This is a genomic window from Streptomyces sp. NRRL F-5135 (genome assembly GCF_000719775.1).
GTDB lineage: Bacteria > Actinomycetota > Actinomycetes > Streptomycetales > Streptomycetaceae > Streptomyces > Streptomyces hebeiensis.
On the sequence record NZ_JOHR01000030.1, the window covers coordinates 54,911 to 77,551 of the forward strand.

Annotated in this window: 17 protein-coding genes, 3 pseudogenes and 1 riboswitch; of the genes and pseudogenes, 14 read left to right on the forward strand and 6 right to left on the reverse strand. The window is 73.1% G+C overall.

All coding sequences use genetic code 11. The features are described 5' to 3' along the window. Positions 1-226: 226 nt before the first annotated feature. Positions 227-1,207, reverse strand: coding sequence for a zinc-dependent alcohol dehydrogenase family protein (locus IG02_RS0133920; protein WP_030756979.1), 981 nt, complete (start codon positions 1,205-1,207; stop codon positions 227-229). 102 nt (positions 1,208-1,309) lie between these two features. On the opposite strand from IG02_RS0133920, the gene IG02_RS0133925 reads away from it, so the two are divergent. Next, on the forward strand, positions 1,310-2,248 hold the full coding sequence (locus tag IG02_RS0133925) for an AraC family transcriptional regulator (protein ID WP_037805066.1): 939 nt from the start codon (positions 1,310-1,312) through the stop codon (positions 2,246-2,248). Positions 2,249-2,260: 12 nt separating this feature from the next. Here IG02_RS0133925 and IG02_RS43300 read toward each other — a convergent pair. Together IG02_RS43300 and IG02_RS0133930 are read right to left on the reverse strand one after the other, a co-directional pair. Continuing rightward, a pseudogene (locus IG02_RS43300) lies at positions 2,261-2,470 on the reverse strand (transposase); the annotation flags it as partial. A gap of 215 nt (positions 2,471-2,685) precedes the next feature. After that, positions 2,686-3,849 carry an MFS transporter gene (locus tag IG02_RS0133930; RefSeq protein WP_051766103.1) on the reverse strand — a complete coding sequence of 388 codons (1,164 nt, stop codon included), beginning with the start codon at positions 3,847-3,849 and terminating at the stop codon, positions 2,686-2,688. 276 nt (positions 3,850-4,125) lie between these two features. On the opposite strand from IG02_RS0133930, the gene IG02_RS0133935 reads away from it, so the two are divergent. The 11 genes and pseudogenes from IG02_RS0133935 to IG02_RS0133985 all read left to right on the forward strand — a co-directional run bounded on the left by IG02_RS0133935 (position 4,126) and on the right by IG02_RS0133985 (position 15,187). Next, entirely contained in the window at positions 4,126-5,304 is a 1,179-nt protein-coding gene (locus tag IG02_RS0133935) for an ROK family transcriptional regulator (RefSeq protein ID WP_030756987.1), read from the forward strand. 214 nt (positions 5,305-5,518) lie between these two features. Further along, positions 5,519-5,649, forward strand: a riboswitch (FMN riboswitch). A gap of 186 nt (positions 5,650-5,835) precedes the next feature. Beyond that, positions 5,836-6,882: pseudogene (gene ribD / locus IG02_RS0133940) on the forward strand (bifunctional diaminohydroxyphosphoribosylaminopyrimidine deaminase/5-amino-6-(5-phosphoribosylamino)uracil reductase RibD); the annotation flags it as partial. A gap of 219 nt (positions 6,883-7,101) precedes the next feature. Continuing rightward, positions 7,102-7,710, forward strand: coding sequence for a riboflavin synthase (locus IG02_RS0133945; protein WP_030756993.1), 609 nt, complete (start codon positions 7,102-7,104; stop codon positions 7,708-7,710). Further along, the gene (locus IG02_RS0133950) at positions 7,707-8,357 is read left to right on the forward strand and encodes a nicotinamide mononucleotide transporter family protein (RefSeq protein WP_030756995.1); all 651 of its coding nucleotides are present in this window, start codon (positions 7,707-7,709) and stop codon (positions 8,355-8,357) included. The genes IG02_RS0133945 and IG02_RS0133950 overlap by 4 nt, the downstream gene beginning before the upstream one ends. Next, the gene (locus IG02_RS0133955) at positions 8,354-9,664 is read left to right on the forward strand and encodes a bifunctional 3,4-dihydroxy-2-butanone-4-phosphate synthase/GTP cyclohydrolase II (protein WP_030756998.1); all 1,311 of its coding nucleotides are present in this window, start codon (positions 8,354-8,356) and stop codon (positions 9,662-9,664) included. The genes IG02_RS0133950 and IG02_RS0133955 overlap by 4 nt, the downstream gene beginning before the upstream one ends. Positions 9,665-9,749: 85 nt before the next feature. Then, positions 9,750-10,223, forward strand: coding sequence for a 6,7-dimethyl-8-ribityllumazine synthase (ribH, locus tag IG02_RS0133960; protein ID WP_030757001.1), 474 nt, complete (start codon positions 9,750-9,752; stop codon positions 10,221-10,223). A gap of 96 nt (positions 10,224-10,319) precedes the next feature. Next, positions 10,320-10,592, forward strand: a complete 273-nt coding sequence (locus IG02_RS0133965; protein WP_030757004.1) for a phosphoribosyl-ATP diphosphatase — start codon at positions 10,320-10,322, stop codon at positions 10,590-10,592. 98 nt (positions 10,593-10,690) lie between these two features. After that, on the forward strand, positions 10,691-11,539 hold the full coding sequence (gene hisG, locus IG02_RS0133970) for an ATP phosphoribosyltransferase (protein ID WP_030757007.1): 849 nt from the start codon (positions 10,691-10,693) through the stop codon (positions 11,537-11,539). A gap of 145 nt (positions 11,540-11,684) precedes the next feature. Further along, positions 11,685-12,146: pseudogene (locus IG02_RS0133975) on the forward strand (PH domain-containing protein); the annotation flags it as partial. A 444-nt stretch (positions 12,147-12,590) separates the two neighbouring features. Continuing rightward, positions 12,591-14,087 carry a hemolysin family protein gene (locus tag IG02_RS0133980; RefSeq protein WP_078855047.1) on the forward strand — a complete coding sequence of 499 codons (1,497 nt, stop codon included), beginning with the start codon at positions 12,591-12,593 and terminating at the stop codon, positions 14,085-14,087. Beyond that, entirely contained in the window at positions 14,084-15,187 is a 1,104-nt protein-coding gene (locus IG02_RS0133985) for a hemolysin family protein (protein ID WP_051766094.1), read from the forward strand. Before IG02_RS0133980 ends, IG02_RS0133985 begins: the two co-directional genes overlap by 4 nt. A gap of 234 nt (positions 15,188-15,421) precedes the next feature. On the opposite strand, the gene IG02_RS0133990 is transcribed toward IG02_RS0133985, so the two are convergent. Further along, the gene (locus tag IG02_RS0133990; RefSeq protein ID WP_199814133.1) at positions 15,422-17,416 is read right to left on the reverse strand and encodes an AAA family ATPase; all 1,995 of its coding nucleotides are present in this window, start codon (positions 17,414-17,416) and stop codon (positions 15,422-15,424) included. A gap of 386 nt (positions 17,417-17,802) precedes the next feature. Further along, on the reverse strand, positions 17,803-18,405 hold the full coding sequence (locus tag IG02_RS0133995; protein ID WP_030757024.1) for a uridine kinase family protein: 603 nt from the start codon (positions 18,403-18,405) through the stop codon (positions 17,803-17,805). Between the two features lie 186 nt (positions 18,406-18,591). On the opposite strand from IG02_RS0133995, the gene IG02_RS0134000 reads away from it, so the two are divergent. Further along, positions 18,592-19,998, forward strand: coding sequence for a peptidase C39 family protein (locus tag IG02_RS0134000; protein WP_030757027.1), 1,407 nt, complete (start codon positions 18,592-18,594; stop codon positions 19,996-19,998). A 173-nt stretch (positions 19,999-20,171) separates the two neighbouring features. Next, the gene (locus tag IG02_RS0134005; protein WP_078855048.1) at positions 20,172-20,987 is read left to right on the forward strand and encodes a TetR/AcrR family transcriptional regulator; all 816 of its coding nucleotides are present in this window, start codon (positions 20,172-20,174) and stop codon (positions 20,985-20,987) included. A gap of 70 nt (positions 20,988-21,057) precedes the next feature. On the opposite strand, the gene IG02_RS0134010 is transcribed toward IG02_RS0134005, so the two are convergent. Continuing rightward, positions 21,058-22,329, reverse strand: a complete 1,272-nt coding sequence (locus IG02_RS0134010) for a glycoside hydrolase family 18 protein (RefSeq protein WP_030757033.1) — start codon at positions 22,327-22,329, stop codon at positions 21,058-21,060. Positions 22,330-22,641: the final 312 nt, after the last annotated feature.

A 22,641-nucleotide genomic window follows, 5' to 3' on the forward strand; every position in this document is an offset into this window, starting at 1 on the left:
ATGTCCTTCCCTGGGGCGGCGTGCTGACGGTACGCCGTGCGACCTTGCGGTGCCCTGGTAGCCGGCAGCCGTGTGCGGATGCGATGTGGCTACTGCCCCGGACAGCGCTGATCGCCTCACCGATGCCCGCACGCTGTTCGACGCCGTACACCGTGTCCGGTCCGCGCAGCCTGCTCACGCCTCCGGGCGGCGATGTCACCAGGGTGAGCGGATGAGGGACGCCGGCTCAGTGGCTGATGACGACCTTTCCGAAGCGCGGTCCCCGCTCGAAGTGGGCGAACGCCTCCGATGCCTGGTTGAAGGGGAAGACGCGGTCGATGACGGGCCGGAGACGACTTCGGCCGAGGGCCTCGTTCATCTGCTCGAAGTCGCTGCGACTGCCCACGCTGATCGACCTGAGGGTTGCGGCCCGGCGGAAGAAGCGGGTCACGTCCATGTCGTTACCTGACGCGAGGTTGCCGACAAGGGCGATCTGGCCGCCGTAAGCGACGGCCTCGATGGACTGTGGGAGGGTACCGGCGCCGCCGATCTCCAGGACGCGACCGGCGCCGCCGTCGGTGAGCTCCCGCACCCGCGCACCCCATCGCGGTGTCTCCTTGTAGTTGACGATGTCGGCTGCGCCAAGGGCGCGGAGGCGTTCGGCCTTGTCGTCGTCGGACGTCGTGGCCACCACACGTGCGCCGGCCAGACGGGCGAACTGCAACGCGAAGACCGACACACCGCCCGAGCCCTGGACAAGCAGGATGTCGCCCGGTCCGACCCCAGCCACCGCCGACCACGCGGTGAGTGCGGCGCACGGCAGTGTGGCTGCCTCCTCGAAGGACAGTTGGTCGGGGACGGGGACCAGGCTCTGCTGATCGAGGACGACGTGATCGCTGAGCCACCCGTCGCGCTGCGTGCCACGCAGTCCTCCCCATCCGGGAAACGGGCCGTACAGCCAGGTGGGATGGAAGGTGCCCACGACACGATCACCGACCCGGAACCGCGAGACCCCGTCCCCGACGGCCTCGACGACGCCCGCGCCGTCGGAGAGCGGGACGCGCCCCCGTACGTCGACGGAGTAGCTGTCGGAGACGATGAGTCGATCGCGGGCATTGAGGGAGGTGGCCCTGACCTTCACCAGCACTTCACCCGCCGACGGGTCGGGTACCGGGCAGTCGGTGGTGAGCGCCAGACCACCACCCGCCCGCACCTTGAATGCGCGCATGTGCAGCCTCTCTTTCGTGAACTACCGCCACGGTAGGCTGACGGTTCTGGACGATTGGCATCTTTCCGTCCACTGTTTAGTGCAGAGCGTCCAGGAGGGTACATGGATCCGGTCGACGACCTCCTCGCCACGATGAGGATCGAGGACGCGCGATATATCCGAGTGGAGGCAAACGCGCCGTGGGGTGTCTCGTTCCCCCCACGGCACCTGGCCCGGCTGATCCTCATCTCAGGCGGCTCGTGCCAGCTCGACTCGGACGTCCTGGCCCGTCCACAGCGCCTGCGGTCGAACGACTGCTTCCTGGTTCGCGCGGGCGTGGGCTTCACCCTGCGAGACGCGGACGACAGCGAGATTCTCGACTGCGACGACCTGGCGGCTCAGGCATCCGGTCACCTGGTACGAGTCGGAGGCGACGGCGAGCCGACCCGGATTCTCTCCACTCGTTTCACTTTCGACGCCGTCGCCGCCGAACCGCTCTTCGCGCTCCTGCCGCCATTGTTCCGGTTGCCCCCGGACGACGCCTCCGGCGAGCTCCTGCGCGCCACGTTCGAGCTCATCGAACACGAGAGCTCGGCCAATCGACTCGGCGCCGGCTTCGTCATGGGCCGTTTGTCCGACGCGCTCTTCGTCCAGGCCCTGCGAACCTGCTGCGCGGACGTCGGGAGCGGCAGTGTCGGCTGGGTCGCCGCCCTCCGGGACCCCCGGCTGGCCCTCGCCATGCAGGAGTTGCACGCAGACTTGAGCCGTTCGTGGACGGTCGGCGAACTCGCCCGAACGGCGGGGATGTCACGCTCGGCGTTCGCCACGCTGTTCAAGGAGCGGACGGGGGACACCCCGCTGAGCTACCTCACGACATGGCGCATGTACCGGGTGAAAGTTCTGCTTCGAGAGACGCCACTGAGCGTTCAGGAGATCGCCGTCAGGGTCGGCTACGACACCGGGACCGCCCTGAGCCGGGCTTTCTCGAAGAGGGAAGGCGTCTCACCTGGAACCTGGAGGAAGACGGCCGGGGCACCCGGGGAGCGAGTCGCGAGGAGCTGACTTCACCAAAGGTCACGCCCACATCAGGGGTGATGCGAGGGTGACGGTTGCCTGACAGGACTCGGCGGTCTTGTCGTAGCGGGTCGCGATGCCGCGCCATTGCTTCAAGCGGTTGAAGCACCGTTCCGCAACGTTGCGCTGCTTGTGGATTTCGCGATCGACCGCCGGCGGGCGTCCGCCGAGGCTGCCGCGCCGTGCGCGGTTGGGGCGGCCAGGTGACCGGCGCGTCCTGTGCCCCTGGGCCGGGGCCACCACGGCGACCGGACCGTCCGGCACCCCCCGGCGGGACCGTCACCCGGCCCCCATCTCATCGCTGCCGTCGGTCGGTACGGTCCGGCGGGCCGGTGCGGCGCGCAGCCCGTACGGTCCGGCGGGCCCGTGCGGAGGCAAAGCCCGTACGGCCGTGGGCCCGCGCGGCGGGAACCCGCGGCCGTGGCTCAGGTCGTCGGGTCCGCCGCCGGGGCGGGCTCGCCCGTGGTGACCGGGGTGCTGCGCCGGTCACCCGTGCGCAGCACCCCGGCACCCACCATCAGCCCGCAGGCCAGCAGGGTCACCAGCCCGAAGGAGACCACCAGCGACGTCGCGTTCGCGACCGCGCCGATCGCCGAGGGCGCGATCAGGCCCGAGGTGTACGTGATGGTGGCGACGCCCGCGATGGCCTGGCTCGGATTCGGGCCCGCCCGGCCCGCCGCGGCGAACGCGAGCGGGACGACCACGGCCACCCCGAGCCCGATGAACCCGAAGCCCCCCAAGGCGACCGCGGGATGCGGCGCCGCGACCACCATCGCCCCGCCCGCCGTCGCCAGTGCCCCGCCCACGCGTACGGTGCGTACGGCGCCGAACCGGTCGACGACCCGGTCGCCCACGAGCCGCGCCACCGCCATGGTCAGCGCGAACGCCGTGGTCGAGGCCGCCGCGAGCCCGGCCGAGGTGTCCAGCACGTCCCGCAGGTAGACCGCCGACCAGTCCAGGCTCGCGCCCTCCGCGAAGACCGCGCAGAAGCCGACCGCGCCGATGAGCACCGCGGACTTCGGCGGCAGCGCGAACCGGGGCGGCGGTTCCTCGTCCCGCGCGCCGCGCACCTCCGGGACCGCCTGGCAGGCGGCCAGCCCGGCCGCCGTGAGCACGGCGGCCGCGAGCGCGTGGTGCAGGCGCGCGTCGCTGCCCAGGTGCGCGGCGAGCGTGCCGGCCGCGGAGCCGATCAGCGCGCCCGCGCTCCACATGCCGTGCAGGCCGGACATGATCGATTTGGCGAGCCGGTTCTCGACCTCCACCCCGATGGCGTTCATCACCACGTCCGACAGGCCCGAGGAAGCGCCGTACAGGAAGAGCGCCGCGCACAGCAGCACCAGATCGGGGGCGAGCGACGGCAGCGTCAGCGCGAGGGTCCACAGGGCGAGCAGGACACGCAGCGCCGTGCGCGCCCCGAAGCGGTGGCTGATCGCCCCGGCCAGCGGCATCGCCACCGAGGCCCCCAGCGCGGGGAAGGCGAGCGCCAGTCCGAGTTGCCCCGCACTGACGCCGGTGTGGTCCTGGATCCAGGGGATGCGGGTGGCGAAGCTGCCGGTCACCGAGCCGTGCACACAGAAAACGAGGGCGATCGCGACCCGGGCGCGCCCCCACCGCCGCTTGCCGTGGACCCCTCCGGCGGACCCGGCGGCCTTTCCGCCACGTCCATCGGGTCCACCGGGCTTTCCGGCGGACTCCCCAGCGACCTCTTCAGCCGGCATCGGCCCCGACCTTCCCCGAGAGACTGCCCCTACCGGCGGACACCCCGCCGGTGCCACCGCTGCCGCAGCCGTCAGCGGCGGCAGTAAACTATCAGGAACCCTTCCTGATAAATAGACGCCGCTCGGCCCTTCTGGAAGGATCCCGGCATGGCCGCATCCCCGAGCACCGCCCGGGCCATCAACGACCGGCTGGCCCTGCGCCTGCTCCGGGAAGGCCCGTTGACGGCAGGACAGCTGACCTCGCTCACCGGGCTCTCCCGCCCCACCGTCGCCGATCTGGTGGACCGGCTCCAGGGCTCGGGGCTGGTCAGGGTGGTGGGCGAGGCGGGGGGCCGGCGCCGGGGCCCCAACGCCCGGCTGTACGGGATCGTCGCCGACCGCGCGCACCTCGCCGCCCTCGACGTACGGACGGACGGCGTCGCCGTCGTCGTGGCCGACCTGCTGGGCGCCACCCTGGCCGAGGCCGCCTCTCCCGTCGGCGGCGACACCGCCACCGAGACGGCCGTGGAGCGGGTCGCGACCCTGCTGGAACGGACGGTCCGCGAAGCCGGCGCGAGCCGGCTGCACAGTGTGGGCATCGGCGCGCCCGGGCTGGTCGACCCGGTCACCGGCGAGCTGCGCGACACCTCGGGCCTGCCCGCCTGGCACCGCCGGCTCGTCGGGGCGCTCCAGGAGCGGCTGGCGGCGGCCGTCCTGGTGGAGAACGAGACCAATCTGGCCGCGCTCGCGGAGGCCCGGCTGGGAGCGGCGCACGGCCCGGACACGTTCGTCCTGCTCTGGCTCGGCCACGGCGTGGGGGCGGCCCTCGTGCTCGACGGGAAGCTGCGCCGAGGGGCCTCGGGCGGCGCGGGCGAGATCGGCTTCCTGCCCGTCCCCGGCACCTCGCGACTGCCCTCGGCGGTCGCCTGCGACGGCGGCTTTCACTCGCTGGCGGGCTCGGGGGCGGTGAGCGCGCTCGCGGAGCGGTACGGGGTCACGGCGGTGCCGGTGGCGGCCGAGCCGCCGTCCGCCGCGCTCGTCCGGGCGGCCGTCGCGGGGCGGGGGGCGGCCCCCGGCGAGTTCCTCGACGCCCTGGCCGACCGGCTGGTGCTCGGCGCGGCGGCGGTGAGCGCGGTGCTCGACCCCGGCCGGATCGTCCTGGGCGGTGAGATGGGCCAGGCGGGCGGGGCGGCCCTGGCGTCCCGTACCGAGACCCGGCTCGCCGCGCTGTCGCCGCTGCGCACGGAGGTCAGGGCGAGCGCGCTGGGCGGCGCGGCGGTCCTGCGGGGCGCGCTGCTGACGGCCCGTGAGGCGGCGCAGGACGCGCTGTTCGCCGGGGACGTGTGAGCGGCTTCACCACGGAGGGCCGATCCGGCCGCGGCGGCGGGGGACCACGGGGGCCGGGCCCCGCGCGTCGCCCGATCGGCCCCGAAGTCCGCTCCGGGCGCCGCCCCGCGGTGGGCCCGGCGCGGCCCCGGATCCCGCCGTTCTGTGAGACAGGACACATCCCTCCCACGGATGGCCGACGATCAGCCGTGGCAGACTGGTCCCGTACCAGAAGCAGCGCACTCCGGGGTCGGTGTAATTCCGAACCGGCGGTTACAGTCCGCGACCCGCCCGCATCCAGTGGGCGGTTGACCAGGTGAAATTCCTGGACCGACGGTGAAAGTCCGGATGGGAGGCAGTGCGCGGCGGGCCGTTGGCAGGTGCGTCGCCGTCGATGGTCGTCCTCGGACGATCCACGTCGTCGGTCCCGGCGTCCCGGCGTATGCGTTCCCGCTGATTCTGTCGTCATCGACAGGCCCCGGAGTCCGTGCCCGAAGAGGCAGGAGGACCCGGGTGGCCACCGAAGCGGACACCGTGACCGACGCCGACGCGATGCGTCGGGCCGTCGTGCTGGCCGCTCGCGGCCTGGGCCGTACGAGCCCCAACCCCGTCGTCGGATGCGTCGTCCTCGACAGCGCGGGACGGCCGGCCGGAGAGGGGTACCACCGGCGGGCCGGCGGGCCGCACGCCGAGATCCACGCCCTGCGGGCGGCGGGGGAACGGGCCCGTGGCGGCACCGCGTACGTCACCCTGGAACCCTGTGACCACACCGGCCGCACCGGCCCCTGCTCCCGCGCGCTCCTCGACGCGGGTGTGGCCCGGGTCGTCTACGCGGTCGCCGACCCGGACCCCCGGGCGGGCGGCGGCGCCCGCACCCTGCGCGCGGCCGGGGTCGCGGTGGAGCGGGGACTGCTCGCCGAGGAGGCCGAGGCCGGCAACGTCGCCTGGCTCACCTCCGTACGCCTGCGCCGCCCGCATGTGACCTGGAAGTACGCGGCCACCCTCGACGGCCGCTCGGCCGCCGCCGACGCCACCAGCCGCTGGATCACCTCCGCCGAGTCGCGCGCCGATGTGCACCGGCTGCGCGCCGAGGCCGACGCGGTCGTGGTCGGTGCCGGCACCGCCCGCGCCGACGACCCCCATCTCGCCGTACGGGGCGTCCCGGACGCCGCCCAGCCGCTGCGCGTCGTCGTGGACACCGAGGGCACCGCCGTGCGGCCCGGGGCCCGGATCCTGGACGGCGCATCGGCCACGCTCGTCGCGGTCGCCGAGGACGCCGATCTCCGGGCCGCCGGTCATCTGCCCGAGGTGGTACGACTGCCCCGCGCCGCCCGCGGTCTCGACGTGCCGGCCCTGCTGGCCGTCCTGGACGCGCGCGGCGTGCGCTCCGTGCTCCTCGAAGGAGGGCCGGCCCTGGCCGGCTCCTTCGTCGCGGCGGGAGCGGTCGACCGGGTCATCGGCTACCTGGCCCCCGTCCTGCTCGGCGCCGGCCCGGCGGCGCTCGCCGACGCGGGAATCGCCACCCTCGCCGACGCGTTGCGGCTCCGTATGACGGAGACCGTACGGATCGGCACCGACGTGAGGATCACCGCCGTGCCGGAGATCGCTGCCACGCGGCCCGCCACCCGGGAGTCCGCCGTCACGGCGTCCGGTGCCACGGAGCCCGCCACCCGGGAGTCCGCCGTCACCGAGCCTCTCGTCACCGAGCCCGCCGCCCTGCCCGAGTCCGCCGCCACGGAGTCCCCTGTCCCCGGCCAGGCCGCCGAGGCCGCCGCCGTCCGCGTTCCCGCCGACGGCCCCGCCACGAAGGAGCGTTGAGTGTTCACCGGAATCGTCGAAGAACTGGGTGAGGTCGCCGCCGTCGAGAACCTCGGCGACTCCTCCCGCTTCCGGCTGCGCGGCCCCCTCGTCACCGAGAACGCCAAGCACGGCGACTCCATCGCCGTCAACGGCGTCTGTCTGACGGTCGTCGACCTCGCGGACGGCGAGTTCACCGCCGACGTGATGGCCGAGACGCTGAACCGCTCCAGCCTCGGCGCGCTCGTGCCCGGCTCCCGGGTCAACCTGGAGCGGCCCACGGCCGTCGGCGGCCGGCTCGGCGGCCATATCGTCCAGGGCCACGTCGACGGCACCGGCACCATCGTCGGGCGCGAGCCGTCCGAGCACTGGGAGGTCGTCACCGTCTCCCTCCCCGCCGGGCTGAGCCGTTACGTCGTGGAGAAGGGCTCGATCACCGTCGACGGCGTCAGCCTCACGGTCGTCGAGGCCGGAGCCGAGCACTTCACCATCAGCCTCATCCCCACCACGCTCGCGCTGACCACCCTCGGCCTCAAGGGGCCGGGCGACCCGGTCAACCTGGAAGTCGACGTCATCGCGAAGTACGTCGAGCGGATGCTCGGCGACCGAGCCGGGGAGTCCTCCCGATGAGCGTCCTGTCCTGGCTGAACGGCGAGGCCTTCACGGCCGTCGGTCAGCACATCCTGTGGTCCGACATGATCGGCAACGTCATCGGCCTGGCGGCCCTGGCGCTCGGCTGGCGGCGCTCCATCCTGACCTGGCCCGCCCAGTTGCTGTCCGGGGCCATCCTGGTCGGCGCGTACGCCTCCGCCCAGCTCAGCGGGGGCGTCGGCAAGCAACTGCTCGTCATCGGCGTGGCCCTGTGGGGCTGGCGGCAGTGGCAGCGCGGCAGGCAGCAGGCCCAGGACGGCTCGATCGCCGTCCGCTTCGCGAGCGGGCGCGAGCGGGTGGTGCTGCTGGCCGGCACGGCCGTGGGCACCCTCGCCGTCGGCGGGCTGTTCGTCGCCGTCCCCGAACTGTCCTGGAACCCCTGGCCCGACGCGTACATCTTCGTCGGCACGCTCGCCGCGATGGTCGCCCAGGCCCGTGGGCTGGTCGAGTTCTGGTTCGCCTGGCTGCTGGTCGACATCGTCGGCGTACCGCTCGCCTTCAGCAGCGGACTGGCCTTCTCGGGCCTGGTGTACGTGGTCTACCTCGCCCTCGTCCTGTGGGGGATGCGCGACTGGTGGCTCCGGTCCCGCGCCGCCGCGGTGCCCCTGGAAGGAGCAGCAGCATGACGTCCCGACCGTCGCCCGCCCCGGCCTCCCACGCGGAGTATTCCGCCGGCACCGCGGGGGAACTCTCCCTCGACCCCGTGGAGCAGGCCGTACGCGACATCGCGGCGGGCCGCCCGGTCGTCGTCGTGGACGACGAGGACCGCGAGAACGAGGGCGACCTCGTCGTGGCCGCCGAGAAGGTGACCCCCGAGATCGTCGCTTTCATGATGAGCGAGTGCCGCGGCCTGATCTGCGCCCCCATGGAAGGCGCCGAGCTGGACCGGCTCGACCTGCCGCAGATGGTCGGCCGCAACACCGAGTCCCTGCGGACCGCCTTCACGGTCTCCGTCGACGCGGGCCCCGCCCACGGCGTCACCACCGGGATCTCCGCCGCCGACCGGGCCACCACGCTCCGGCTGCTCGCCTCGGGGGCGGCCGAGGCGAGCGACCTCGTCAGGCCCGGCCACGTCTTCCCGCTGCGCGCCAGGTCCGGCGGGGTGCTCGCGCGGAACGGGCACACCGAGGCCGCCGTCGACCTGGCCAGGCTCGCCGGGCTGCGCCCGGCCGGCGCGATCGTGGAGATCGCCGGCGAGGACGGCGTGATGCTGCGCCTGCCCGAACTGGTCCCGTTCGCCCGCAAGCACGGCCTGTCGATCATCTCCATCGAGGATCTGATCGCCTACCGCCGCGGCGCGGAGCCGACCGTGCGCCGCGAGGCCGAGGTCCGGCTGCCGACGGCCCACGGCGCGTTCACCGCCTACGGCTACCGCTCCACGGTCGACGGGGTCGAGCACGTCGCCCTCGTCCACGGGGACCTCGGCGACGGCGAGGACGTGCTGGTCCGCGTCCACTCCGAATGCCTCACCGGCGACATCTTCGCCTCCCAGCGCTGCGACTGCGGCCCGCAGCTGGAGGAGTCCATGCGGCGCGTCGCCGCCGCCGGGCGCGGAGTGGTGGTCTACCTGCGCGGCCACGAGGGCCGCGGCATCGGCCTGCTGTCCAAGCTGCGCGCGTACGAGCTCCAGGAACGCGGCCACGACACCCTCGACGCCAACCTCGAACTCGGGCTGCCCGCGGACGCCCGTGACTACGCGGCGGGCGCGCGGATCCTCAGCGACCTCGGGGTGCGCAGCCTGCGCCTGCTGACCAACAACCCCGACAAGACGGCCGCCCTCCTCCGGCACGGCCTGCGGGTCACCGGACGCGAGCCGATGCCCGTGCAGGCGGGCGAGCACAACCTCCGGTACCTGCGCACCAAGCGTGACCGGATGGGCCATGACCTGCCGTGGCTGGACACCGCCGAGGTGTCCGTCTGCGGCAACCAGTGACCCGGTCCGGCCGAACCGGTACCGGACGCCAAGAGCACCGCGCGAGCACCGCCGGGTACGGCGGAGAGAGTGGATGAGGTACGACGTGAGCGGCAAGGGCGCACCCGAGCTGACCGTACGGAACTGCGGAGACCTCCGGGTCGCCGTCATCGCGGCCCAGTGGCACGAGAAGATCATGGACGGACTCGTCGACGGCGCCCTGCGCGCCCTGGGCGATCTCGGCATCGACGACCCCGCCCTGGTGCGCGTGCCGGGCAGTTTCGAACTGCCGGTCGCCGCCCGGGCCCTCGCCGCGCGCGGCTACGACGCCGTCGTCGCCCTCGGCGTCGTCATCCGCGGCGGCACCCCGCACTTCGACTATGTGTGCCAGGGCGTCACCCAGGGCCTCACCCAGGTCTCCGTCGACACCGGCGTGCCCATCGGCTTCGGCGTGCTGACCTGCGACACCGAGGAGCAGGCCCTGGACCGCGCGGGCCTGCCGGGCTCGCACGAGGACAAGGGCCACGAGGCGGTCACCGCCGCCGTCGCCACCGTGGCAGCGCTGCGGGCCGTCGCCTGATCCGGGCGCTGCCGCGTGCCCCGCGCCGGCCCCCGGAGCCGGCGCGCGGGCCCTGGCGCAGGGGGCCTCGGCGAGCCGCGTAAAGTAGGCGACACCATGTCCAAGAAGACGTTCGAGGAGCTCTTCACCGAGCTCCAGCAGAAGGCCGCCGACGGCGATCCCGCCACGTCCCGCACCGCCGAACTGGTGGGCAAGGGCGTACACACCATCGGCAAGAAGGTCGTCGAAGAGGCGGCCGAGGTGTGGATGGCCGCCGAGTACGAGGGCAAGGACGCCACGGCCGAGGAGATCTCGCAGCTCCTCTACCACGTCCAGGTGATGATGGTCGCGCGCGGGATCTCCCTCGACGACGTGTACGCCCATCTCTGACGTACGCCCCGCCGTCCCCGGCCGCGCCACCGCACCCCACGCACCCGACGTACTCGTACACCCGCCCTCACCTGTCTCCGTACAAAGGAATGCCTTTCATGCTGCGCATCGCCGTTCCCAACAAGGGTTCACTGTCCGGCCCCGCGTCGGCGATGCTCCATGAGGCCGGCTACCAGCAGCGCAAGGAGTCCAAGGAACTCGTCCTGGTCGACCCGGAGAACGAGGTCGAGTTCTTCTACCTGCGCCCCCGTGACATCGCCATCTACGTGAGCTCCGGCAAGCTCGACATCGGCATCACCGGCCGCGACCTGCTGCGGGACTCCGGCGCCGACGCCGAGGAGATCCTGCCGCTCGGCTTCGCCCGCTCGACCTTCCGCTACGCCACCAAGCCCGGCACGGCCGGCGGCGTCGAGGACTTCGGCGGGATGACCGTCGCCACTTCGTACGAGGGGATCGTCGCGCAGCACCTCGCCGACCATGGCATCGACGCGTCCGTCGTCCACCTCGACGGGGCGGTCGAGACGGCCATCCAGCTCGGCGTGGCGCAGGTCATCGCCGATGTCGTGGAGACCGGCACGTCGTTGCGCAACGCGGGGCTGGAGGTGGTGGGCGAGCCCATCATGACGTCCGAGGCCGTCGTCGTCCGCCGGACCGGCGCGGACGCGGACGAGCCCAAGGTCCGTCAGTTCCTGCGCCGCCTCCAGGGCGTGCTCGTCGCGCGTACGTACGTGATGATGGACTACGACTGCCGCGCCGAGCACCTGGAGCGCGCCGTCGCCCTCACCCCGGGACTGGAGTCACCGACCGTGTCCCCGCTGCACGACAAGGGCTGGGTCGCCGTGCGCGCGATGGTCCCCGCCAAGGAGGCGCAGCGGATCATGGACGACCTCTACGATCTGGGGGCCCGGGCGATCCTGACCACCGCGATCCACGCCTGTCGACTCTGACCCGACGAGAACCGGCCACGGCCACCGGGCACGGTCCCGCCCGTCGTGCCGGCCGTCCCACGTCACCTCCGCCGCCCCCGATGTTCCGCCGTCCCGACCCGACTCCCGCACCCGCCGATCGCGGCATCAGCACGGAAGAGAAGTCATGTCTGCCCCCGCGCCCCAGCCGGCTCCCGCGCCCGCGCTTCCGGTCACCTTCCGGCCGGTCCGTACCCGGATCGTGCTGCTGACCGTCGGAGTGGTCATGTTCGCGGTCATAACGGCGGTCGCGTTGCTGCTGGAGAAGCTGAATCCGGGGGAGCGGCTGAGCTTCATCCTGACCGCCGCGCTCTTCCTCGGCGTCCTGGCGCTGCTCAGCCGGCCCAAGGTGGTCGCGGACGAGGCGGGGGTGACCGTGGTGAACATCACGCGCAGCCGCCGGCTCGACTGGGCGGAGATCCTGCGGGTCAATCTGCGGCCCGGCGATCCCTGGGTCTTCCTCGACCTCAGTGACGGCAGCAGTCTGCCGGCCCTCGGCATCCAGCCGGGGATCGGCAAGGCGCGGGCGATCCGGGACGCCAGGGCCCTGCGGGCGCTGACGGAGTCGCGGGGGTCGGGCACGGAGTCATCGGGCACCGAGTCATCCGCCCCGGAACCCTCGGACTCCCCGGGCTCTCCGGATACGCCGGGCTCCCCGGGCGCCTCCGGCGCCTGACCGCGTCACCGGACCGGCCCCGTCCCGTACCCCGTCCGGCCCCGGCCCCGGTCCGGTCCTCGTGGCTCGCCGGCGCCCGTCGGCGGGCGGGTGACCGGGCCCGGGCTCCCGGGCACCCCGCGTGGCCGGGCCCCGTACCCCGCCGTCCGCTCCCGCGAGGAGACGGACCACGGCACTGCCCGACGGGGCCTGTCTTGTTTACTCTGGTGTGCGGGAGGCGCCGAGTGCGCCCCCTCCCGCACATGACGGCCGGCTCACCGGCCCGCGGGAACCCCTGCGACCCGAGGAGTGACTCCCTCCAGCAATGGACGGATCGTCCGGTAGTACCTGCGCCGCCCCCTCCGAGGAGGCGGCGGCATGACCATCCCCCTCCTGCTGCTCGTGGCAGCTTTCCTTCTGATCCTCGCCAACGGCTTCTTCGTGGCCGCCGAGTTCGGCCTCGTCACCGTCGACCGGCCCGACGCCGAGCGCGCCGCGGCGTCCGGTGACCGGCGCGCCCGGACCGTCGTGGCCTCCCTGCGGGAGCTGTCCTTCCAGCTCTCCGGCACCCAACTGGGCATCACGATCACCTCGCTCGTCGTCGGCATGCTCGCCGAACCGGCCCTCGCGCGGCTGCTGGACGGGCCGCTTTCGGCCACCGGCCTGCCCGACGGTGCCGTCTCCGGCATCGCCGTCGTGATCGGCATGCTGCTCGCCTCGGCGATCCAGATGGTGATCGGCGAACTCGTACCGAAGAACTGGGCGGTCTCGAAGCCGCTCCAGGTCGCCCGGTTCGTGGCCGGCCCGCAGCATCTCTTCTCCACCGTCTTCCGCCCGGTGATCACCCTGCTCAACGCCGTCGCCAACCGGCTGGTGCGGCTGCTGGGCGTCGAGCCGACCGAGGAACTCGCCTCGGCCCGCACCCCCGGCGAGCTCGTCTCCCTGGCCCGGCACTCGGCGCGGGCCGGCGCGCTCGAACAGGACACGGCCGACCTGTTCGTCCGGACCCTCTCCCTCGGCCGGCTCACGGCGCAGCACGTGATGACCCCCCGGGTGAAGGTGAGCGCCCTCCAGACCGGAGCGACCGCGGCGGACGTCCTGAACCTGACCCGGGCCACCGGTCTGTCGCGCTTCCCGGTCTACCGGGACCGCATCGACGAGATCGTGGGCATGGTGCACCTCAAGGACGCGCTCGCGGTGCCGGTGGCGGAGCGGCTGCGCACCCCGGCCGGCCGGATCGCGGTTCCGGCGCTGCTGGTCCCCGAGACGCTGCCCGTACAGCAGCTGCTGGGGCGGCTGCGCAGCGAGCAGCCCATAGCCGTCGTGGTGGACGAGTACGGCGGCACGGCCGGGGTCGTGACCCTGGAGGACATCGTCGAGGAACTGGTCGGCGAGGTCCGTGACGAGCACGACGCGGAGGCCGACGGCCGGCCGGAACTGGCTCCCGGCGCGCCCGAGGACGGCCGGCCCGCCTGGGAGGCCGACGGCAGCTGCCGGGTCCTCACGCTGCGCCGGATCGGCCTGGCGGCGCCCGAGGGGCCGTACGAGACACTGGCGGGCCTGGTGGCCGACCTCCTCGGCCGTATCCCGGCCCCCGGCGACCGGGCCGAACTGCCCGGCTGGCGGCTGTACGTACGCCAGGTGGACCGCTACCGGGCGGAACGGGTCCGGCTGGTACGGACCGGTGACGTCCCGGTGGAGACCGTGGGGCGTACACCGGACCGGACCTCGGACCGGACCTCGGACCGGACCGCGGAGTGGACACCGGGGCAGACCTCGGAACAGGCGTCGGAGGGCGGCAGGCCCGGCGTGCCGCCGGGTTCACGGCACGCCGCGCCGGCCGAGTCCCTCCCGGTGGCGGAGGGCGCCCGATGAGCGCCCTCCAACTCGCCTTCGCTCTCCTGCTCGTGCTCGCCAACGGCTTCTTCGTCGGAGCCGAGTTCGCCCTCGTCTCCGTACGGCGCAGCCAGATCGAGCCGCACGCCGCCCTCGGTTCCGCACGCGCCAGACAGGCCCTGTACGGGCTGGAGAACCTGCCGCAGATGATGGCCGCCGCGCAGTTCGGCATCACCATCTGCTCGCTGACGCTCGGCGCCGTCGCCGAGCCCACGGTGGCGCGGCTGCTGGAACCGGTCTTCCACGCGGTGCACGTGCCCGAGGGGCTGATCCATCCGCTCGGCTATGTCATAGCCCTCGCGGTGGTGGTCTTCCTGCACCTGGTCATCGGGGAGATGGTCCCGAAGAACCTCGCCATGGCGGCGCCGGAGAAGACCGCGCTGTGGCTCAGCCCCGGCCTGGTCGGTTTCGCCCGGCTGTGCCGCCCGGTGACCGTCGGCCTCGGTGCCTGTGCCCGGGTGGTGCTGCGCGTCTTCCGGGTCGAGCCCAAGGACGAGGTGGAGGCGGTCTTCACCAGCGATCAGCTCAACCGGCTGGTCGAGGATTCCGGCCAGGCCGGGCTGCTGGAGCCGGAGGCGCAGGAGCGGCTGGAGGACGCGCTGGAGCTGGGCAGCCGCCCGGTCACCGACGTCCTGCTCACCCGCGCGTCCCTGGTGACGGTGGAGCCGACGGTCTCCCCGCGGGAGATCGAGGAGCTGACGGTACGCACCGGCTACTCGCGTTTCCCGGTGTGCGCGGAGGGCGGCGGGGCCTTCATGGGTTACCTGCACGTGAAGGACGTGCTGGACCTGGAGGCCGCCGAACGGGCCGTGCCGCAGCACGTGTGGCGGCCGATGGCGACGCTGCGGGCCGAACTCCCGCTGGACGACGCCCTGACCGTGATGCGCCGCGCGGCGACGCATCTGGCCCAGGTCGCGGACGCGTCGGGCCGGGTGCTCGGGCTGGTGGCGCTGGAGGACGTGCTGGAGATGCTGGTCGGTGAGGTCCGCGACCCGTCGCACCGCCTGACCGCCGCCCGGACGCCCCTGGTGGGCGAACAGCGCCGGCAGGACCGGTCGACCCAGGTCCTGGCCGGCTGAGCCGCCGCCCCGGGGGCCGGGCCGTCCCGGCCCCCGGGGCTCACTCCGGTTTCGGGGCCCGGCCCGTCTTCGGGGCCCGCCTCGTCTTCCGGGGGCCCGCCCTCGCTTCCGGGGGCCGGGACGGCTTGTCGTCGACGTCGCCGACCGCGACGAACTCGGCACCCGGCCTGGGACGTCTCACACCCGGCCCAGGGCCCCGGACCGCGTTCCGGCGGGCCGGTCGGCGCACCCCGCTCAGACCTCCGGCGGGGGGTCCGTCCGGCGTCCCCGGTCCGCCGGGCCCCGGCCCGACAGCACCTCGCCGTACGCCTGCATCAGGTCCGGCAGGCGCAGGGTCGCCAGGTCGTCGCGGGTCGGGACGCCTCGGTAGCCGGACAGGCGCAGGTCCCGGTACGCGCAGCTCTTCTCGTACAGCGTGCGGACGAAGCGGCCGTTGCCCAGCTCGTCGATCCAGCCCTGCTCCACCACGTGCCCGCTGATCGAGCGCAGTTCGTCCGCCGACTCCTCGTCCCAGACGTCCCCGTTCTCCGCCGCCAGGACACCGCCGATGGCCGTCAGTTCCGGCGGCCGGTAGCTCGGGAAGTCCACCCGGCTGGTGAAACGGGACGACAGGCCCGGGTTGGTGGCGAGCAGGCGGTCCATGCCCTCCGGGTATCCGGCCAGGATGACCACCAGGTGGTCGCGGTTGTCCTCGGCGCGTTTCAGCAGCACCTGGAGCGCCTCGTCGCCGTACGCGTCGCCCTTGCTGTAGCCGGAGTTGGACAGGCTGTACGCCTCGTCCACGAACAGCACCCCGCCGATCGCCGAGTCGATCAGCTCGTTCGCCTTCACCGCCGTCTGGCCGAGGAACTCGCCCACCAGGTCCGCCCGTTGGGCCTCCACCAGGTGATCGCCGTGCAGCAGGCCGAGCGCGTAGAAGATCCGGCCGAGAATCCGCGCGACCGTGGTCTTCCCGGTGCCCGACGGACCGGAGAAGACAAAGTGACGTTTCGGCGGCTGGACGGGCAGTCCTTCCCCGGCCCGCAGCCGCGCCATGTTCAGCTGTGCGGAGATCGCCTTGACCTGGCGCTTCACCGGCTCCAGGCCGACCATCCGCTCCAGCTCCGCCAGCGCCTCGGCGAGCAGCTCCGGATCCGTCGGGCCGTCCGGGAAGCGCGGGCCCAGGAGCGGCACCGGGACCCCCTGCTGCGGGGGTACGGGCGGTGGGGCCTTCTCCCGCACGTCCCGTACCTCCCGCCCGTCCCGCAGCTCCCGCGGATCGCGCGCGTCCCGCCCGGGCGCCGGCGGGTCCGGCACCACCGGCGCCGCGCCGCCGCCGAGCGGTGGCCCGCCCTCACCGCCCAGTAGAACATCGGACCCCGGGGGCCCCTCCAGATCGCCCTGCGCGTCCACCGCGTCCATCATGTCCTGGCCGAAGCCCCCCAGCGTCACCGATGCCAGGCCGGGATCGTCGGGGCCCTCGTAGCCGTCCGAGTCCGTGATCGCGGCGAGCCGGGCCGCCGTGTCCATGAAGGCGGGATCGAGCCGGTGCACCGCCCGGTACAGCGGCAGTGCCGCCGCGCTGCGCCCCGTCCCCTCGTGTGCCCGCGCCAGCCAGTAGCGCAGCTCCTTGCGCTGCGGCTGCTCGCTGCGGCAGCGCATCAGCGCGGTGGACAGCAGGGGCAGCGCCTGCCCGTACATCTCCAGCCGGACCCGCGCCATCCCGCCGAACAGTCCCGCCTCGATCCCCAGCAGCGGATCGTCGGCGAGCGGGTCCGTGTGGCGCACCAACTGCTCCCAGTCCTTGACCAGATAGGCGCGGCAGGCGTGCAGGAAGCGCACCTGCGGGTCGGCGTCCACGGGGGGCAGCCCCGCCAGCGCCCGGTCCAGCTCCGGCACGTGCCGGCCGTCCAGCCAGTGCGAGGCGTGCGCGAGCAGCAGGTCGCGCCCGCTCTCCAGCAACGGCTGGACCCACCAGCCCAGCCAGTACCAGGAGTTGAGCGTGCGCCGGTGACGGGAGCGCTGCTCGCCGAAGCGGTCCCGGTGGCGGTACATGTGCAGCAGGGCGGAGGTGGTGTCGACGCGCAGCGCGTGCAGCCCCAGCCAGCCGTCGGCCATTCCCGCGTCGAGCCGGACCGCGGTCCTGAACTCCTCCTCCGCCTGGGGGTAGGCCCCCATGGTGTAGGCGTCCACGCCGCGCACCCAGGCGAGGTCGGCGGGGGCTCCGGTGCCCTGCGTGCCGATTTCCATCAGGTCCCCCACAAACCGTGCCCCCGTGACGTCCCGCCGGGCGGGCGCCCACGGGCAGCGCGCTGAACCACCTTTTCGCGGACGGGAATTGACCGCACCCAGAGGCATCGTACCTGCGCGGAGCGTGTGCGAATAAGGGCACCGCAGGTAGTCGTGGCGGTGACCCAGGGTGAGCGTGTCAGGGGGGTCCGAGGTGCGGGTGGGGCGAAAAAGGCAGAACGAAGCCCCCGATCACGGGGGAACAACCGGGGGCTTCGCGTCCGCGGCGGCTCCGAAAAGCCGCACATTGAGAACGTAAGACCTGTCCCGCCCCGTGGTCAAGCCGAGTTGGCCACTCTCCCGGGTTGATTTCCGACTGGTCGGTATGGGGCACGCCCGCTGTCACGTTACGTGATGGCTTGGTCCGTACTTGCTGTTGTCAGGGGCCCCGGAAGAACCTCGTATCCCTCCCGGCGCTCCCGTATCAGCGCATCGGCGTACGGCAGGGACGGGTCCGTTGCGAAATGGCGCGTCTCCGCCGGTGTCCAGCCGTCCCAGAAGGCCGCCTGACCGGGGCCGTCACGCCGGCGCCCCCGCGCCCACGACTCCTCGGCGCCGCGGTCCATCCACAGCAGCCGGGCGAGACGGGGCCGCAGCGCCCGCCGTCCGGCGCCCACCCCCTCGATGACGACCAGGGGCGCCGGAGGCAGGGTCCGGGTCGCGCGGAAGCGGCGCAGCGTCCAGTCGTACGGCGTGTAGCGCGCGGTCGCGCCGCGCGCGAGCGGTTCGAGGACCTGCGCCGACAGCCGTCCGGTCCAGGCGAACAACTCTTCGTGCGTCGCGATGTCGTCCAGTCGCAGCACCGGCGCGCCGTCCAGCTCGGCCGCCAGCCGGGCCGCGAAGGTGGTCTTGCCCGAGCCCGCGTGACCGTCCACGCCGATCAGCCGGACCGGGCCGCAGGAGGGCGGCAGGGCGCGCAGTGCCGCGGCCGTCGCCGTCAGATCGTCCATGCGGTCCACGGTACGGGGCGCCGCCCGCAGGTCACGCCACTGGTCGAGACCAATATTGGTCCCCCGGCGCGCCGCCGATCTCTGGCCGCGGCCCCGAGCGAACCGGGATAGTGGCGACTGTCGGGCAGACGCTTCCCTTTCGCCGTTCCCTCCCGCTGTTTCCTTCGCCGTCGACCGGAGGTCCCCATGGCCAGTCCCACCTCGCGCAGAACCGTGCTCACCGCCGCGCTCGCGGTCGTCGCGGGCGCCGGCGCCGCCAACGCCGTTCCGGCGTACGCCGCCCCGTCCGCGGCCCGGCGGACGGCCGCTCCCCAGCGCCCCGCGGGGGCGGTTCCCGGCGGCGCGGAACGTGCCGCGCGCCCGGTGGACAACGCCTTCTGGGCCTCGTACTCCGACTGGCGCGCGGGCACGGCCAAGGGCACCCGGGCCGTCTCAGGCCCCCGCCCCGCGCTGGTGATCGGCACCCCGGCGGGCCGTACCGACTACACCGATCCGCACACCAGGAAGACGACCACCTGGGAGTACGCCACCTGGACCTCTCCCACGCACCGCTCCACGGTCCCCGCGACCGAGCTGATCGCCTCCTGGAACGCGCGGACCCCGGCCGGCACCTGGCTCCAGGCCGAACTGCGCGGCCGGTACTCCGACGGCACCGACACCCCCTGGTACGTCATGGGCCGCTGGACCTCCGGGGACGGTGACGGCGACATCCGGCGCACCTCCGTCGACGACCAGAGCGACGGGCGCAGCTCGGTGTGGACCGACACCCTCGCCGTGGACGACGCGGCGAGCGGGCTGCGCGTCACCTCCTACCGGCTGCGGCTCACGCTCTACCGCACCCCCGGCAGCGGGCTCACGCCCACGGTCCACCGGATCGGGGCCATGGCGTCGGACATCCCGGACCGGTTCACCGTCCCGGAGTCCGTCCCCGGCCTCGCCCACGAGCTGACCGTGCCGCGTTACTCGCAGGAGATCCACATCGGGCAGTACCCGCAGTACGACAACGGCGGGGAGGCGTGGTGCAGCCCCACCTCGTCCCAGATGATCATCGAGTACTGGGGACGCCGGCCCACCGCCGCCGATCTCGCCTGGGTCGATCCGGGCTACGCGGACCCGCAGGTCTGCCACGCGGCCCGGTTCACCTACGACCACCAGTACGGGGGCTGCGGCAACTGGCCCTTCAACGCCGCGTACGCCGCCACCTACCGGGACCTGAGCGCCGCCGTCACCCGGCTCGTCTCGCTGACCGAGGTGGAGACGCTCGTCGCCGCCGGCATCCCCGTGATCACCTCCCAGTCCTTCCTCAAGGAGGAGCTGACGGGCGCCGGTTACGGGACGGCGGGACACCTGATGACCGTGATCGGCTTCACCGCCGCGGGCGACGTGATCGCCAACGACCCCGCCTCGCCCGACAACCCGGCCGTGCGCCGGGTCTACCGGCGGCGCGAATGGGAGAACATCTGGCTGCGCACCAAGCGCTACAACTCCTCCGGCAAGGTGGCGTCCGGGACGGGCGGGGTCGCGTACGTGTACTGGCCCGCGTCGCCCGGCGCGGCCCAGCGGCGCGCCCTGCGGGCGGTGGGGCTGCTCTGATTCCCCGGCGCCGGCCGCGGTGCCGCGGTCCCGTGGCGCCGCGGCCGGTCCCGGGGTGGCGTCGTACGGCCGTTCAGGGCCCTTGGACGCCGCGCACGCTTCTGTGATCTTCGGTGATCTCTCTGCCATACTGCGTGGATCTTTGGCGGCTCCGTGAGACCCAGGACACGAATGTGAATGGCAGCCAGCAGCGCGGCGCTTCCCCACGATCTCAGGTGCGCCGTTCCGAACTCATCGCGACCGGGCGCAAGTTGTTCGCCAACACCTCGTACGACGCGCTGTCCATGGACGACATCGCCCGGCACGCCGGCGTGGCCAAGGGGCTCATCTACTACTACTTCAAGAACAAGCGCGGCTACTACCTGGCCATCGTCGAGGACTCCGTCGCCGAACTGGTCACCCTCGCCGCGGCCGGCGGATCCGAGCTGCCCCGTACGGAACGGGTCCGGCGCACGGTCGAGGCGTATCTGCGCTTCGCCCAGCACAACGAGGCCGCGTACCGCACGATCATCACGGGTGGCGTCGGCTTCGACACCCAGGTGCAGGAGATCCGCGACGCCGTCCGCACGGGGCTGGTCTCCACCATCGCCGAAGGCGCGTACGGGCACACCGACATCCCGCCGATCGCCCGGCTCGCCCTGCTCGGCTGGCTGAGCGGGGTCGAGTGGCTGACGCTGGAGTGGCTGGGGTACCAGGAGCTGACCCTGGAGATCCCGCGCGACCTGATGGTGCGGATGCTGCGCCACACGCTCAACACGATCGAGGAGTTCGCGCCCGAGTGCCCGGCCCCGCCGACGGACCCGGCCTTCCGCCCGTACACCGGGCGCGAGCCGGGCGAGGGACCGGGCGAAAGGCCGCTGCCGGGCGGTGCCGGGGGCACCTTACGCACGGATCCCGCCGCTCATACGCGCCCGGATCCCTCCACCGGCCCGGACCCGTCGTACGAGGTGCCGCGCCCTCGTGGTGACGCCGGGGACGGAGGCCGTTGAGACACCCCGTCCCCGACGAGCCGATCCGCCCGGGCCGCCGGCCCCGGCAGCGGCCGACCTGCCGGCCGGATCAGCCGATCGAACGGATCAGTTCACCGTCCCCGGTGTCCCCGCTCAGCTCCCAGAAGAAGGTGCCGCCCAGGCCCTGCCGCTCCTTGTACGCCATCTTCCCGGCGATGGTGGCGGGCGTGTCGTAGCTCCACCACTGGCCGTCGCAGAACGCGTACGCGGTGCCCGCGACCGTCCCGTTCGCCGGGCAGCGGTCCTTGAGGACCTTGTAGTCCTCGATGCCCGCCTCGTACGTCCCCGGCGCGGCACCCGTCGCGCTGCCGCCCGGCTCCGCCCGGGTCACCCCGCTCCAGCCGCGCCCGTAGAAGCCGATCCCGAGCAGCAGCTTGTCCGACGGGATGCCGAGACCCTTGAGCTTGCTGATCGCCGCGTCGGAGCTGAAGCCCTGCGTGGGTATGCCGTCGTAGGAGGTGAGCGGCGAGTGCGGGGCGGTCGGTCCCTGCGCGTTGAAGGCGCCGAAGAAGTCGTACGTCATCGGGTTGTACCAGTCGAAGTACTTCGCGGCGCCCGCGTAGTCCGCCGCGTCGATCTTCCCGCCGTCCGAGCCGTCGGCGGTGATGGCGGCCGTGACCAGGGCGTCCTCGCCGAACTCGGTCCGCAGCGCCGAGGCGAGGTTCCGGAACGCGTCGGGCCCGCTGGTGTCGCAGGTCAGCCCGCAGGCGTTCGGGTACTCCCAGTCGATGTCGATGCCGTCGAACACATCAGCCCAGCGCGGGTCCTCGACCAGGTCGTGGCAGGACTTGGCGAACGTGGCGGGATCCTTGGCCGCCTCGCCGAACCCGCCCGACCAGGACCAGCCGCCGAACGACCAGAGGATCTTCAGGTCCGGGTGGCGCTCCTTGAGCTTGCGCAGCTGGTTGAAGTTGCCCTTCAGCGGCTGGTCCCAGGCGTCGGCGGTGCCGTCCACGCTCTGGTCGGCGGTGTACGCCTTCTCGTAGTCGGCGAAGGAGTCGCCGACCGCGCAGTTTCCGCCGGTCACATTGCCGAACGCGTAGTTGATGTGCGTGAGCTTGTCGGCGGAACCGGAGGTCTCGATGTCCTTGACGTGGTAATCGCGGTCGTAGACACCCCAGTTGGTGAAGTATCCGACCACCTTGTCGCCCGCCGCGGTGGGGGACGCGGAGGCGGTGGCCCTGTCCGCGCCGGCGGAGGCGGCCGGTTCGCCGGCCGACGCGCCGCCTGCCCCGGAGAGCAGCGCGACGCCGAGGGCGGCGGTACACGCGGCGGCGGTCAGTGCCCGGAGCCGGGCACGGGGACGGTGGAGCCTGAGCATGGGCTCTCCTCGTGGGGGGAGGAAGGAACGAGTGGGGGGAGGGAACGGAGTGGGGGAAGGAACGGAGTGGGAGCCGACGCGGCGTCGGGCCGGTCGGCGTGACATGAACGCGAAAGATGTCGAGGGCGACGTTAGAAGGACTAGACCAGTGAGGTCAATGGTTCGGCGCCCGGACCATGGACCATGGACCGCGCGCCGAGGACGGCGGGACCGCGGCCGGCCGGTTCCGTACGGCCCTTTACGGCCCGGTACGCCCGGTGCGCGGGCCCCGCGGCCCCACGGCCCACGGGACCGGCGAACCTCTGCCAACCG